Source organism: Maricaulis sp. (genome assembly GCF_048268525.1).
Taxonomy (GTDB): Bacteria; Pseudomonadota; Alphaproteobacteria; order Caulobacterales; family Maricaulaceae; genus Maricaulis.
The window spans coordinates 262,636-277,407 of sequence record NZ_JBLWVH010000001.1 but is presented as its reverse complement, the minus strand read 5'-3'; the positions used below and the strand labels follow the sequence as shown (position 1 = coordinate 277,407).

At 64.0% G+C, this 14,772-nt stretch carries 9 protein-coding genes; 5 read left to right on the top strand and 4 right to left on the bottom strand.

What is annotated here, in order from left to right; translation table 11 throughout:
• Window positions 1-293: 293 nt before the first annotated feature.
• The 4 genes from ACN0X9_RS01105 to zwf form a co-directional block, all read right to left on the bottom strand.
• Window positions 294-1,157: a DUF3108 domain-containing protein gene (locus tag ACN0X9_RS01105; protein ID WP_417485792.1), complete on the bottom strand. Its 864-nt coding sequence runs from the start codon at window positions 1,155-1,157 to the stop codon at window positions 294-296.
• Between the two features lie 65 nt (window positions 1,158-1,222).
• A complete protein-coding gene (edd, locus tag ACN0X9_RS01100; protein ID WP_417485791.1) occupies window positions 1,223-3,079 on the bottom strand; it encodes a phosphogluconate dehydratase in 1,857 nt (618 codons plus the stop codon).
• A gap of 43 nt (window positions 3,080-3,122) precedes the next feature.
• Window positions 3,123-3,851: a 6-phosphogluconolactonase gene (gene pgl / locus ACN0X9_RS01095; RefSeq protein ID WP_417485790.1), complete on the bottom strand. Its 729-nt coding sequence runs from the start codon at window positions 3,849-3,851 to the stop codon at window positions 3,123-3,125.
• Entirely contained in the window at window positions 3,835-5,310 is a 1,476-nt protein-coding gene (gene zwf / locus ACN0X9_RS01090; RefSeq protein ID WP_417485789.1) for a glucose-6-phosphate dehydrogenase, read from the bottom strand. Before zwf ends, pgl begins: the two co-directional genes overlap by 17 nt.
• A 211-nt stretch (window positions 5,311-5,521) precedes the next feature.
• Between zwf and hemN the strand changes: the two genes are divergently transcribed.
• The 5 genes from hemN to ACN0X9_RS01065 all read left to right on the top strand — a co-directional run bounded on the left by hemN (window position 5,522) and on the right by ACN0X9_RS01065 (window position 14,765).
• Entirely contained in the window at window positions 5,522-6,847 is a 1,326-nt protein-coding gene (hemN, locus tag ACN0X9_RS01085; protein ID WP_417485788.1) for an oxygen-independent coproporphyrinogen III oxidase, read from the top strand.
• A gap of 102 nt (window positions 6,848-6,949) precedes the next feature.
• Window positions 6,950-8,635, top strand: a complete 1,686-nt coding sequence (locus ACN0X9_RS01080) for an autotransporter assembly complex protein TamA (RefSeq protein ID WP_417485787.1) — start codon at window positions 6,950-6,952, stop codon at window positions 8,633-8,635.
• A 53-nt stretch (window positions 8,636-8,688) separates the two neighbouring features.
• A complete protein-coding gene (locus ACN0X9_RS01075) occupies window positions 8,689-12,726 on the top strand; it encodes a translocation/assembly module TamB domain-containing protein (RefSeq protein ID WP_417485786.1) in 4,038 nt (1,345 codons plus the stop codon).
• Between the two features lie 91 nt (window positions 12,727-12,817).
• Complete coding sequence (locus tag ACN0X9_RS01070; protein ID WP_417485785.1) at window positions 12,818-13,786, top strand: mechanosensitive ion channel family protein; 969 nt, start codon at window positions 12,818-12,820, stop codon at window positions 13,784-13,786.
• A gap of 1 nt (window position 13,787) precedes the next feature.
• Complete coding sequence (locus tag ACN0X9_RS01065) at window positions 13,788-14,765, top strand: zinc transporter ZntB (protein WP_417485784.1); 978 nt, start codon at window positions 13,788-13,790, stop codon at window positions 14,763-14,765.
• The last annotated feature ends 7 nt before the right edge of the window (window positions 14,766-14,772 follow it).

The window sequence follows — 14,772 nt, the reverse complement described above, 5'->3', positions numbered from 1 at the left end:
GCAAGCAGCCAGCGACGAGGGTGCGCACCGGGCTTTCAACACTTTTCTGCATCAAATCCATGTGGTGACACGCATACCGAAGTGGGCGCGGATCTCAGCTCCGGCCGGACCATCCGTCCAAATTGCGGCGGGGCACAAGGCGAAGTTGGGGCTTCGCATGGGCAAGGACTTGTGCCCCGCCGTTCCCGTCTCAGAAGACTGGCACGGGGTTTGGGGCCGCTCGATGAGCGGTACCGGCAATCTAGTCAGGTGTTGCCGCGCAACATGTGACGACGGTCACGCCTGCAGAAAAATCATCCCTGCGCCGGCGCCGCCCCGGTCACATCCAGGCTCAAAAGCTCGATTGTGACCCCGCCGAAGCCCGCGCGCGTATGCAGGCGCACCGGCAAGTGACCATTCTGCCCGACAACAGGGGCAAGCCACAGGACCAACGGATGACGCAACTCCCTTTCATTCGGGTAGTCTTCCGGATCATAGCCGGAGATTGGTTCGTACCAGGCGTGGCAGACCAGCGCCTCGCCGCGCCAACCACGCGTTCTGACACGCTCGAAACCGACTGTTTCCAGTCTCAGGTCATACCGGGCCTTGCCGTCAAAGACCGACAGCCGCCCCTGACACCCGTCACCGTCTTCCAGGCGTCGAGACAATTCGAAAAAGGCGGTCATCGGGTCGATCACCCCGGTCCGGTCGCTTTCGCTGGCTGGTGGTTCGCCCCAGGATCCAAACGGCGGTTCGACGTCCGTTTCCGCGACAGGCCCCGCAAAGTCGATGCGCACATCTCGCACTTTTGAACCGGTCCGCTCGGTGTGGGCGTAGGCCAGAGGCTGCCGTCCCCCACTTCCACCGCGGCCGCTGACTTCGGCACGAATATCGAAGTCCGTAAAGAGCGCGGCCAGGCCGGCGGCTTCAATGAAACTGTCGGCTTGATACCCGGCCTCGCTGAACCGGGCATCGAGTGTGATTTCGCCGACCTTGAATATCAGGACCGACGAAGCATAGCGGGCCGTCACCCGGGTCTCGTGGGCCGGGGTGGCCGTGGTGGACGGGCTGGCCGCAGTGACTGTCGCTCCGTCTGCCGAAAAGCCGTCGCCGATCGCAAGGCCAAGTCCGAGAACAAGGCCGGAAACCAGAACCCGAAACGAACCAGCTGTACGCATGTCACAATCCTATCCGGTCAAACGGGCTACAGGCTGGTAGAACCGTGCGGCAGGATGATGGCAGGTCAGGCCGGAATCAATCCACTGCCAACCGGCGAGGCTGTCACAAGGTCAGGAATGGCCAGCGCTCCCTCCTCGGCCGGCCCCGCGAGCTGACGGAAACCGGCAAACAATTCACGCCCCATCCCGGCCTGTGCCGAGCTGGGCGTTTGCGCAAGTTCACGCCCTTCAAACCCGTCTGCGACAATGGCAAGTTCACCCGAGCGGGCATCGAGGCGGATCAGGTCCCCATCATGGACCCGGGCCAGCGGACCCCCGAGCGCCGCTTCCGGGCTGACATGGATGGCCGCTGGCACCTTGCCGGAGGCGCCGGACATGCGGCCGTCAGTCACGAGGGCAACCCTGAACCCGCGGTCCTGCAAAGAGCCAAGGGCCGGCGTCAGCTTGTGCAGTTCCGGCATGCCGTTCGCCCGGGGCCCCTGGAAGCGCAAAACCGCAATGAAATCACGATCCAGATCGCCCGCCTTGAAGCGGTCGAGAAAGCTCTCCTGGCTTTCAAACACAATTGCCGGCGCCTCGACGATACGGTGCTCCTCCTTCACGGCCGAGACCTTGATCACCGCCCGTCCGAGCGGACCTTCGAGCAGTTTCAGGCCACCATCAGCGGAGAACGGCTCAGCCACAGGCCTGACAATGGACAGGTCGGCAGAGTGACCTTCGACCGGTTTCCAGATGAGTCCGTCGCCGTCCGGGAAGGCTTCCGTGGCGTAGGCCCGCAAGCCCTCGCCCATCACCGTGCGGACGTCATCGTGCAGCAGGCCGGCATCCAGCAGCTCGCGTATGACAAAACCCAGACCGCCGGCGGCGTGGAAGTGGTTCACATCGGCCGGCCCGTTCGGATAGACGCGGCACAAAAGCGGAGTCACCGCAGCAAGCGCGTCGAAATCGCTCCAGTCGATCAGGATGCCGGCGGCGCGGGCAATGGCGATCAGATGAATGGTGTGATTGGTCGAACCGCCAGTCGCGTGGAGGCCGACAATGGCGTTCACCAGCGCTTTCTCGTCGACCACTTCTCCCATCGGCGCATAGTCTGTTTTGTCGGCAGTGATGGCAGCGGCGCGCTGGGCTGCGGCACGTGTGAAGGCCGCGCGCATCGGGTCGGCCGGATTGACAAACGCCGCGCCCGGGATGTGCAACCCCATGATTTCCATCAGCATCTGATTGGAGTTGGCGGTACCGTAGAAGGTGCAGGTGCCCGGCGAATGATAGCTCTTGCTCTCGGCATCAAGCAGGGCATCGCGACCGACCTTTCCCTCGGCAAAGAGCTGCCTGACTCTTGCCTTTTCCGGGTTGGGCAGGCCCGAGCGCATCGGGCCGGCCGGCACGAAAATCACCGGCAGGTGGCCGAAGCGCAGCGCGCCAATCATCATGCCCGGAACAATCTTGTCACACACGCCCAGGCACAGGGCGGCATCGAACATGTTGTGGGACAGGGCCACAGCCGTCGACATGGCGATCACATCGCGGCTGAACAGGGACAGTTCCATGCCCGGTTGCCCCTGGGTGACACCGTCACACATCGCCGGAACCCCGCCAGCGACCTGCCCCACGGCACCAACCTGGTTGAGCGCCTTCTTGATCTGGTCCGGATAGGGGCCGAAGGGTTGGTGCGCGGACAGCATGTCATTGTAGGCGGTGACAATTCCGACATTGGCCCATCCACCGCTCTTGAGGGCGCGCTTGTCATCACCACCGCATGCCGCGAACCCGTGGGCGAGATTGCCGCAGGACAGGGTGGATCGGTTCCGTCCGGTTTCGCGCGCCGCGGCGATCTGGGCGAGATAGGCGGCACGGGTCGGTGCGCTGCGGACGCGGATGCGGTCGGTGACGGCGGCGAGCGTCGCGTTGATCGTCTGGGTCATCATCGTCTTCCGTTCGTGCAGATGCTCGGTGGGTCCGGTTAAATCAGGGCGCCCAGTGAATATCGGGACGGTCCGTTTCGGAGCGCAACAGTGCGCGGACCGGCATGTCGGCGACCGGACCATCGGCCATTGCCGATTCCAGGGCCGCTTTCTTGCCCTCACCCGCGATCAGGAGAAGGCTCATACCGGCGCCGGCCAGGGCTGCTCGGGTCAGTGTCATGCGGTCGGTCAGGTGGCCGGTGACGGCAGTCTGCCGGGCCCGGATCGCGCACACCGGCGCGCCGGTCTCGGAAAGCGCGGTCTCCAACCCATCGGCACGCGGAAACCAGGACGCTGTGTGGCCATCATCGCCCATGCCGAGGATCACCACGTCAGGCGGGAAACGGACGCCTGACAGACTTGCGGTTACATCCGCCACACCGTCCAGCGGAGTCTCGCCACGAGCCTTCAGACCGATCAGTCGGGCTGCGGCGGCCTTGCCGGTCATCAGGGTCGAACGCAGAAAGGTCTCGTTCGACCCTGGCTCTCCCGCGTCAACCCAACGCTCGTCCACCAACACGACACACACACGTGCCCAGTCGAGTTCGGTTGCCGCCAGACGTTTGTAAAGCGCTTCAGGCGTCGAGCCACCGGACACCGCCAGCACAGCCTCGCCATCCCGCGCGATCGCTGTCTCCAGAGCAGTCGCTATCGGCCCGGCAAGCGCCTCCGCCATCGCTGCCCTGTCCGGATGGACGGTCAGTGTGTCTGTCTGCTCAGTCGCCAAGGCCATCAAACCATTCCCTTTCCTCTCGGGCGAGCAACAAGGCGGATTGTGTGGGCCCGTCTGTGCCGGCCTGGTAGCCATATAGCTTTGACTGGGTGTCCTCCCAGGACTGGATGATTCCGTCGACCCAGCGCCAAGCCGCCTCAACCTCGTCGCGTCGCATGAACAGGCTGAGATTGCCGCGCACGACCGCCATCAACAGGCGCTCATAGGCGTCCGGATAGTCATGATCAAAATGCTCGGCATAGGCGAGGTTGAGCGGCACATAGCGCAAACGCAGACCGCCAGGCCCCGGGTCCTTGGTCATCAACATCAGCTTGACGCCCTCATCCGGCTGCAGGCGGATGACCAACCGGTTCGGACGCATCGCGCCTTCCGTCGCCCCCACAACATCATGCGGAATGGGTTTGAACTGGACGATAATCTCTGACCGTCGGGCAGCCATGCGTTTGCCGGTCCGCAGGTAGAAGGGGACCCCCGCCCAGCGCCAATTGTCGACATGGGCCCGGACACCGACAAAGGTCTCTGTCTGGGTCGCATGGCCGACTTCCTCGGCATAGCCGGGCACGGTCTCGCCATCGACAGCACCGGCCTGATACTGCCCGCGCACCACATCCTGGCCCACATTGACGGCGGTCACCGGGCGCAGAGCCTTGAGGACTTTGAGCTTTTCTGTCCGGACTGCGTCAGGATCGAGCGAGGCAGGCGGCTCCATCGCGACCAGACAGGCCAGCTGGAGCAAGTGATTCTGGACCATGTCGCGCAACGCACCGGACCGGTCATAATAGCTGGCCCGCTTGCCGGCCCCCAGCGATTCCGCAACCGTGATCTGGACGTGGTCGATGCCGTTGGCATTCCAGATCGGCTCGAACAGATAGTTGGCGAAGCGCAGGATCAGCAGGTTCTGGACCGTCTCCTTGCCGAGATAGTGGTCGATACGGAAGATGTTGTTCTCGCGGAAAACCTCACCGACCTTGTCATTGATCGCCCGTGCCGTGTGGTAGTTCGACCCGATCGGCTTTTCCAGGACAATGCGGGCGTTCGGCGTGTTCAGCTTGTGCGCCGCCAGGCCGGCACAGATTGACCCGTAGATCGAGGGCGGCAGGGCCAGATAATAGAGCCGGATCTTGTTCTCGTCGGGGTCGAGCGCCGCGGCCAGATCACTCCATCCGGCAGTCTCGCTTGCAGCGTCCACGGACACATAGGCCAGGCGCCCGGCGAATTCAGCCCATGCCGCCTTTCGTTCTGCCGAGGTTTTTCCGGTGATCACATGGGTCGCGGCAAGCTCCTGAAAAACCGAGGACTCCATGGTATCGCGCGACGCGCAGATGATCCGGCTGTCATCGGTGATCTGACCATCGCACCAACGGTGAAAGAGCGCGGGGATCAATTTGCGGAGCGCCAGATCCCCTGTCGCTCCAAAGACAACAATATCAAACGGTTCAACGGGTACGAGTTCGGCCATGTCCGGCTTCCTGCTTGACGCTCCAGGGCCTGCGGGCGTCTGCTGCTAGATTAATGTTACCCCTAACATGCTCGCATCATGTGGTCGACCATGATCTCCATTGATCGGCGCCCCGCGCGACTCCGACGCCCGCCCCCTGCGCGCTTTGGGCGCATGCCGGTCCGGACAACACCGCATTATTCTCTCAATTAAATTATGGAGAATTTCCGGCATGCCCTCCGTCGACCCGACCTTTATCGCCAAATACGCTCTCGAGGCCGTACCACGCTACACCTCCTATCCGCCGGCGACGAAGTTCCGCGGCGGCACAGGACTTGAACAATGGCAGGGCTGGATGCAGGAGCAGGGCGAAGCCCCCGCCCTTTCGGTTTACGTCCATATCCCGTTTTGCAAATCAATGTGCTGGTATTGCGGCTGCCACACCACGATTCCGAACGGTCACCAGCGGGTTCGCAACTATCTGACGGCCCTCGACATCGACATCACAAGACGGGCCGAGATCGCGCCGACAGATGCACGCGTCTGCCATATCCATTTCGGTGGCGGCTCGCCCGACATGCTGAGCGCCGACGAGTTTCGCGCCGTGATGCATCGCATCCGCACCGCGTTCAATGTCACAGCGGATGCGGAGATTGCCGTCGAGCTTGATCCCCGCGAGTTGGACGCCGAACTCTGCCGCGCAATGGCCGAAACCGGGGTCAACCGCGCCAGCCTGGGTGTGCAGGACATCTCTCCGGAAGTTCAAAAGCTGATCAATCGGCCCCAGTCACGCGACGTGGTCCAGGCCGCCGCAGACCGATTGCGTGAGGTCGGCATCGCGGCCATCAACATGGACATGATGTACGGCCTGCCTGCTCAGACAGTCACCAAAGTCCGCGAGACCGCCGGTGCTATCGCCGAAATGGGCGCAGATCGCGTTTCAGTGTTCGGCTATGCGCATGTGCCCTGGTTCAAGAAACACCAGCGCGCCATTCCGGAGAACCGGCTTCCGGGCGCCGAAGAGCGGTTCGACCAGATGCAGGCCGCTGGACAAGCCCTCAGCGAAGCCGGCTATGACCGGATAGGACTGGACCACTTCGCCCGCCCGGGCGATCCACTTGCCCAAGCCGCGCGAAACGGCGGACTTCGCCGCAACTTCCAGGGCTACACCACTGATCCTTCGACCATCCTCGTCGGGCTTGGCGCCTCCGCGATAAGCGAATGCCCGCAAGGCTACGTCCAGACCGAACCCAATCCGGTCCGCTATGCCGACGCGGTGATTGCAGGCAAGGACATGTTGGTGCGCGGCATCGAACGTTCCCCTGCCCAGCGGGCCGTCGCAGACCGAATTGCAGCCCTGCTGTGCAAGTTCGAAACCTGGCTTGAAGCCGACGACCCGGTCGACCAGATCAATGACATGGTCCTGGATGGCCTCGCCCGGATCGACGGTCAGCGGATCACCCTGACCGCGGCCGGGCGCCCCTATGTCCGCAATCTCGCGGCACGGCTCGATCCGGATTTCCGGTTCTCGACGGATCAACACAGCGTCGCAGTCTGACACCACAATAGGGGAGGACAGGTCGCCGTCCGGGCCTTATAAACCTTGGATCGAGTTCCATGGTGACCCGGTTTGAGAACCGCCCTTCTTGCAGCCCTAGTCTTGTTGACCAGTCCGGCGGCTTTCGCCGAACCGTTGGCACATGTGCAGGGCGTGCGCGATGCCGAGCTGCTGGCGGCCTTGGTAGCCGCCGTTGGAGATCGCGAGAGTTCAGCGGATATTCCGGCCACCAGTGCCATGCGCGATGCCCGGACAGCGGCTGGCCGGGCGCGCCGCTTGTTGCGGTCACGAGGCTATTACAGCGCCCGTGTGGATACCTATGTCGATGACCGGCACGGCGCGAGCCTGCGAGTCCTGCCGGGTCCGCAATTCACGGTCAGGCGTGTGGACGCGCAGACCGGCACCGATTCCGCTGCCCGCGACAGTGCCCTGGCGGCCGTCTCGCTGCCCGTTGGCGCACCACTTCTCGCACAGCCTGTCATCGATGCCGAAGCCCGTGCCCTGCGGGCCTTGCAGAATGGCGGCTGGCCTGACGCCGAACTGCTGGATCGCGAAGTTGTCGTCGACCATGCCGGCCAGGACGCCTTGATCACCTTCCGCTTCGAGGCCGGACCCTTTTCGCGATATGGCGATGTCAGCCGCGAGACGGATTCCTGGGACCCCCAGTTCATCGCCCGCATCTCACCCCTTCGGCGTGGCGCGGCGGCCAGTCGCGAAGAGATGCTGACCTATCAAAGGCGCCTTGACGGGCTGGCCAGCGTCCGCTCCGCAAGGGTCACGCTGGGGCCGGCCACTGCAGAAACCGCCGAACGAACGATCAATGTCTCACTGACAGCCGCCGCGCGCCACACGATCGAGACCGGCCTGAGTTATTCCACCAGCGAGGGCGCAGGTGCGGACATGCGCTGGACCCGGCGCAACATGTTCGGGCGGGACGAGACCCTGACGCTGTCGACGACGCTGGCGACCCTGAACCAGTCAGCATCGGCACGTCTTGAGCGCCCGCATTGGCGGCGCCACGCACAGACCCTATTCCTCCATTCCGGGGTGACCCGGGAGACCACTGACGCCTATGACCAGGACGAGATCGAGGCCGGTATCGGCATCAATCGCCGGGATGGGCGACGGACCTACGGCGCCGGCATATCGCTCGACACCTCGCGGGTGACTGATGTCGATGGCGAGCGCGACATCGTCACCGCGGCCTTCGATCTGAGCGGAGCCTATGACAGCCGCAATGATCCGCTTGATCCGACCGGCGGTGTACGCCTGTCACTGCAAATGACACCCGCGCTGACATTCGGCGACGAGGACGGCCGGTATGTCCGCCTGGATGCCAGGGCGGCTGGCTATTTCCAACTGGGCGAGGACCTCATCGCAGCCGGGCGGGCCCGTATCGGGTCCGTTCTGGGCACCTCCGCGTCAACGCTCGCCGCCGATCAGCGCTTCTTCGCCGGCGGCGGCGGGTCAGCACGCGGGTTCGAATACCAGTCCCTCAGCCCTGTCGGCAGTGACGACCAGCCCTTCGGCGGACTGTCGGTGGTCGAAATCAGCACCGAGCTTCGCTGGCGGATCAACCCGCAATGGGGCGCGGTGGCGTTCGTGGACAATGCCATCGCGTCAGACCTCAACGCCCCGGAATTTGGCGGAATGCGCAGTGCGATCGGAGTTGGTGCCCGCTACTATTTCGACTTCGCACCAGTCCGCATCGACATCGCTACACCGCTCGACCGTCGCAGCGGCGAGCCCGCCTTCCAGATCTATTTCAGTCTCGGCCAGGCGTTCTGAGCGTGAACCGCTTGGCTCTCATACGACGCCTTGCGCTCTGGGCGGGACTTGTCTTGATCGGTCTCACGGTCATTGCGATCGGCTTGCGAGTGGCAGCCAGCCAGGCACCGGGTCGCTGGCTGGTCACCAGCCAGCTGGACGGACGCCAGATTGCGGGCGTCGGACGCATCGCGGTTTCCGGCGTGCGCGGCGACCCCCTGTCCAGGCTGTTCATTGAACAATTGACCCTGAGCGATGACGAGGGAATCTGGCTGACCGCCAACGCCATCACGCTCGACTGGCAGGCCCGAAGCCTCCTGATGCGCCCTGTCCGGGTCAATGAAGCCCTGGTCGAACAGGTGGTCATTGCCCGCCGCCCCATTTTCGACGCCGCCCCGGCGGTTCCGGCCAATGACCGATCAAGCGCCCCTGCGAGATTGCCCGCTGTCGACCTTGATCGTCTCGAACTGTCGCGCCTGGAATTGGCACAGGGCGTGGCCGGACCACAAGCCGAGCTGACGGCTGGGGCGAGCGCCCAGATTCGGCCAGGGGCGAGCAATCTGTCACTTCAAGTCGAACGGCTTGACGTCCCGGGTGACGATCTGGCGGCAGACCTGCGCATCACGGCGGAAGGCATCGCGGGCACGCTGATCGCCAATGGAGAGGCCGGCGGAACACTGGCGGCCCTGTTACGATTGCCGGATCAAACCATCCGGATCGCCGGCCACGCAGACGGCGATTACACATCCGGTCGCGGCGAGCTGACCCTGAGGGCCGACGGCGACATCAGGGCGGAAGCGGGCATCGAGTGGGACGAGCGTGACTGGCGTGCCGCCGCCACCATCAATGTCGCTGCTTGGGACTTGGTCGCCGAACCTCTGGCGGCCGAAGTCACAGCGGTGCGCGTCGAGGCTGACGGTATCCTCGCAGACGGCGTCACGATCAATCATGTGACCCTCCGATCCAACGATAGCCGGCTCGTATTGCGCGGCGTGACCGCGCCGGTCATCCAGGCAGAGTTCGACATCAGCCCGGCCCTGATCGCCCGCCTGTCGGGCGACCGTGTCCGCACCCGCTCGGTCAGCGGATCAGCAGACCTGACCCGGGGTGATAGCCTCGACATTCAGCTTCGCCCCGTAGCCGAAGGGGTCGAACTTGCCGACATGTCCGTACAGCGCATCGACGGATCCGTCGGCATTGCCCTGTCAGACGGGTTGCCCCGGCTGACACTGGGCCTGGATCTGGATGGTATCCGGACTGACTGGCCAGAGATTGACCGGCTCGCGGACGGCCGGTTGCGGCTGTCGGGCAGCGTCGCCAACACCGGTGGCGATACCGGCTGGCGGATCGCCCCCGGCTTCGCCATCACCTCGGAGCAGATGACTGTCATCGCCGGCGGATACCTGCCACCTGATGCCGCTTGGCCTGTCGGCGAGGCGACTATCAGCCTCATCGAGACTTCGCTGGTTCATCCTGACCTGGCCGGACCCGCAAATATCGAGATTTCCATCGCGCCGGACCAGTCGGTGGATTTGCGTATCGATGGCAGCGACATGATCTGGCCCGATGCGGCTGACGGCCTGCTCGACGGCATCACCGCACGCACCAGCTTGCGCCCGACCGGCACCGGGTGGACCGTTTCAACCTTCAATGCCCGCAGCCCGGCCCTCGACCTGACCCTCAGTGGTGATTTTGAGGACACGCTTGACTGGCGCGCGACCGGCGATTTGGCGATGTCCGGCGCCATCCCGGTCTCCGCTGTGGAGATTGACGGCGGTCTGGCAACGGCGTTCCGGCTTGTGCGGGACCGCGAGGCCCTGCGGATTCGGGCCGTGACCACGTCGCGGCAGCTACAGGCCGGTCCCGTCCGGCTCCACTCGCCAAGGCTGGGTGTCAGGGGCCGGTTGGGCGGGGTGGTCGACGATGCAGCCACCACGCTGGAATGGGTTCTCACCGCCGACCGCGACACGGGTGACGTCTCGCTCAACGGGACCGTCCGTCATCAGCCCGGTCGCAGTGAACTCATCGTCACCGACGGCCGGTTCGACGACGTCGAACTCAGCGGATCGGCAGCGCTGGCCGGACAGGATGTGACCGTGGCGCTCCAGGCCGAGCGCGAGGACCTGATGTCCCTGACGGCCGGCTTCACCGCAACGCTCGATGACCTGCGCGCCGGGCATTTGGATGCGGAGCTTGCCCTGGAAGCCCAACGGATTGGCGCGGCCGACCTCAATGCCGCAAACCTGACCCTGTCCGGCCCGCTGTCGCGCATCATCGTGTCCGCGCGTGCCGATGGCCGGGTTCGCAGCAATGTGGATCTGTCCGCAACCGGCGAGATTGTCCTCACCGATGACGGCGTGTCCGTTTCCCTGTCGCCTTCGGGAAAATGGGCCGCACACAACTGGACCACTGTTGAGCCCATCCGCTTCGCAACCAACCCGGAAGGCGTGACAGCTTCTGCCGCGATTACGCTCGGGGGTGGTCGTATGGACCTCACCCTTGAGACCGCCGGCATCAGCCCGATTGCCAACCTGATGATCGACAGCCTGCCCGTTGGTGTACTCGCCGATATCACGGCCATGCCCGCGACCCAGGGCATGATTTCCGGAACGGCGGACCTGCGCGAACGAGACGGGATCTGGCGCGGTGACGCGGAATTTGCCGCAACGGGACTGCTGACCAGCGACCTGCCCGACATGCCCGCCCTCGACCTGGTTTTCGAAGCCTCCCTGCAGGACAATGCACACTCAGTGCTCAATCTGACCGGTGGCGGCCTGGTGGCGCGTGCCGAGATCAATCGGGCCGGCGCAACCACCGATATTGCCCGCCCGCAAGGTGACGCCGATGCTGCCCTGTCCGGCCGGATCGAAGCCGATGGAGAGCTGATGGCGCTGGCAGCGTTGTTCCTGCCATCGGACATCCTGTTGGAGAGCGGACAGGTCGACGCCGGTCTGACGGTTTCCGGCACAGTCTCAGCCCCGCACCTGGACGGCGAACTGGCCCTGCGGGATGGCCGGATCAATGCGACGACCGCGGGAAGCCGGATTTCCGACCTGGAGATGGATCTCGCGATGAGCGGCACGCGGTTTGAGCTGACGCGCCTGTCGGCGAACGACGCCCGCGAAGGTCGGCTGACCGGACACGGACAACTGGAACTCCACGAAGATGGCCCGCCACACGGTTCGGCACGGTTCGAATACCAGCGTTTCGTCGCGGTACGCCGCCCGGAACTGACGGTCCAGGCCAGTGGTGATATCGACCTCACGCTTGATGGCGATGGACTATTGGTGGGCGGGGAAAGCCGGGTGGACCAGTTGCGGACACAGCCGACGCTGAACGGGGCCGCGTCGATCCCTCAATTGCAAGTCGTCGAGATCAACCAGCCCAAGGATCACCGCGCCCCGAATGAATCCCGCCTTCCGGTCCGTATCGATTACCGGGTCCGGGCGAGCAACGGCCTGTATGTCTCATCGAGGGCATTCACCTCCGAGTGGGGTGTCGACCTGCACATCACCGGACCGGAGAGCAAGCCGTCACTGTTCGGCACCGCGACCCTGGTTGGCGGGTCGGCCTTCGTGTTCAATCGCCGATTCACGCTTGCGGACGGTACGGTGACCTTTGACGGCGCGCCCGGCGATGCCCGTGTCGACCTGAGCGCCGTTCACAACCGGACAGACTTCCAGGCAACCGCCAGGGTCACCGGCTCGGCCCAGGAACCGACCATCACATTGACCAGCGATCCGGCCCTGCCGGAAGACGAAATCCTGTCCCGGCTATTGTTCGAGCAGTCGGTCAGCGAGCTTGGAGCATTCGAGGCCGCACAGCTGGCTGCGCAACTTTCAGGGCAGAGCCTGCTGGACGTTGTCGGGCAGCTGCGCGACCTGGCCGGTATTGACCGCCTCGACATTTCAACCAATGCCGACGGCAACCTGTCGGTCGTCGGCGGGCGCCGCTTTGGTGACAATGTTTACGTCGAGGTTGGCGCCAATGGTGCCTCGGCCATCAATGAAGCGCTGATCGAATGGTCCCTGACCCCGGATCTCAGCATCCTGTCACGCGTCTCGGCCGACACCGACGCCGCCGTTTCTATCCGCTGGCGCCGTGATTACTGAGGCCGGGCAAGCGCTTGCCTCGAACCGGCACGCAGAGTACGGCTGATGGTTGGGGCGTGATTGCGCCACAAACCAGAAAAGGCCTGCGGGCATGAAGACCTTCCTGTTATCGCTGATCAAACCGAATGGCGCCTGGGCCGGCATCCTGGTCTTCGCGACGCTTGTTGCCGTCCTGGCCGCCGGCATGTCAGGCCATCTCGACACGGTCCGGACCTATCTCGACACACCGATGCTGACGTTTACCGTCGGCAGCCTGGCGGTCAGCGCCTATGACGTGCTGCGCGGCGCGCTGGTGCTGGCCATGGTGTTCTGGACCACGGCAATCATCGCCGCCCTTGTTGAAGGCCGGTTGAGCAAGCTGACCAAGCTGCGCGCCACCACCCGCATCCTGATCACCAAGGTTTTCCAGATCGCGCTCTACCTGGTCGCCTTCCTGGTGACCATGGACCTGATGGGGCTGGACCTGACCACGCTGACCGTGTTTTCCGGCGCCCTTGGCATCGGCCTGGGCTTCGGTCTGCAGAAGATCGCATCGAACTTCATCTCCGGCATCATCCTGCTGCTGGAACGGTCGGTGGAGCAGGACGACCTCATCGAACTACCCGACGGGGTGTCCGGTTTCGTGCGCAAGTCGAGCGCCCGCTACACCCTGATCGAAACGCTTGATGGCAAGGAGATCCTTGTTCCCAACGAAGACCTGATCACCAACCGCGTCACCAACTGGACCCTGACCAATACGCGTGGCCGCATCGAAATCGGCATTGGCGTCTCCTATGGCTCCGACCTGGAGAAGGCACAGGCCCTGATCCTGGAAGCGGCGCGCGAGCACCCGTCCACAATCGAAGACCCGAAGCCACAATGCTTCCTGCGCAATTTCGGCGACAGCTCGGTCGACTTCACCCTGTTGTTCTGGATCGGCGATGTCGTGAAAGGTCGCTGGGCGCCCCAGAGCGAGGTGATGTTCACGATCTGGCGCAAATTCCGCGATGCCGGGATCGAAATCCCCTTCCCGCAGCGCGACGTGCATATCAAGTCATCCGCTTCCGTGCTGGAGGGCTGACATGGACGACACTGCCGGCATTCTCTACGCCGCCTCGATCACCGGAGATGGCAGCGGGCAGCTGCTCAGCGGCACCGCCGTCGCCCACGAAATCCAGGATGACGCCCTGGCCTGGGTTCATCTCGACGCCCTGCATCCAGCCAGTCGCGAGTGGATCGAAAACGAGCTGGACTATCTCGACCCGCTGATCATCGACGCCCTGCTGGCCGACGAGACGCGGCCACGCCTGCTCGAATTCGAGAACGGCGCCATGATGATCCTGCGCGGCGTCAACCTGAATGCCGACTCCCAACCCGAAGACATGATTTCCGTGCGTGTCTGGGTCGACCCGTCGCGCATTATTTCTGTCCAGCGGCGCCAGACCAAGGCCGTCCGCGATATCCAGGACAAGCTGGCATCCGGCAACGGCCCCAAGGATGCCGGCGAGTTCATCGGCCAGTTGTCGGCCCGCCTGTTCGAACGCATGGAGCCGGTGATGACCCAGCTGCACGAGCGGCTGGATGAGGTCGAGGAACGGGTGATGGAGGAGCCGTCTGTCGCCGAGCGTCAGGAGATCACCGCCTTGCGCAAGCAGGCCATCATCTTCCGCCGCTATTTCGCCCCCCAGCGCGACGTCATCGCCTATCTGCGCACATCCGAGTTGGACTGGCTGAACACCGGCCACAGGCGTCGCCTGCAGGAAAATCTCGACCGCATCACCCGCTATCTCGAGGACCTCGATGCCATCCGCGAGCGGGCGCAGATCGTCAAGGACGAGCTGGCCAATGCGCTGGCCGACCGGATGAACAAGAATCTCTACGTCCTGTCACTCGTCGCCGCGATCTTCCTGCCGCTGGGCTTTCTGACCGGTTTGCTGGGTATCAATGTCGGCGGAATCCCCGGCGCCGACCTGCCCAGCGCCTTCTGGATCTTCCTGGTCATCCTGGGCGGGATCAGCGCCGTGCAGATCTGGATATTCAGGATGATGAAGTGGCTGTGAGCCAGCC

Bases quoted from the DNA above. Each gene is read 5' to 3' on its own strand.
- ACN0X9_RS01105 (WP_417485792.1), bottom strand. From the start codon at position 1,157: ATGCGTACAGCTGGTTCGTTTCGGGTTCTGGTTTCCGGCCTTGTTCTC.
- edd (WP_417485791.1), bottom strand. From the start codon at position 3,079: ATGACCCAGACGATCAACGCGACGCTCGCCGCCGTCACCGACCGCATC.
- pgl (WP_417485790.1), bottom strand. From the start codon at position 3,851: ATGGCCTTGGCGACTGAGCAGACAGACACACTGACCGTCCATCCGGAC.
- zwf (WP_417485789.1), bottom strand. From the start codon at position 5,310: ATGGCCGAACTCGTACCCGTTGAACCGTTTGATATTGTTGTCTTTGGA.
- hemN (WP_417485788.1), top strand. From the start codon at position 5,522: ATGCCCTCCGTCGACCCGACCTTTATCGCCAAATACGCTCTCGAGGCC.
- ACN0X9_RS01070 (WP_417485785.1), top strand. From the start codon at position 12,818: ATGAAGACCTTCCTGTTATCGCTGATCAAACCGAATGGCGCCTGGGCC.
- ACN0X9_RS01065 (WP_417485784.1), top strand. From the start codon at position 13,788: ATGGACGACACTGCCGGCATTCTCTACGCCGCCTCGATCACCGGAGAT.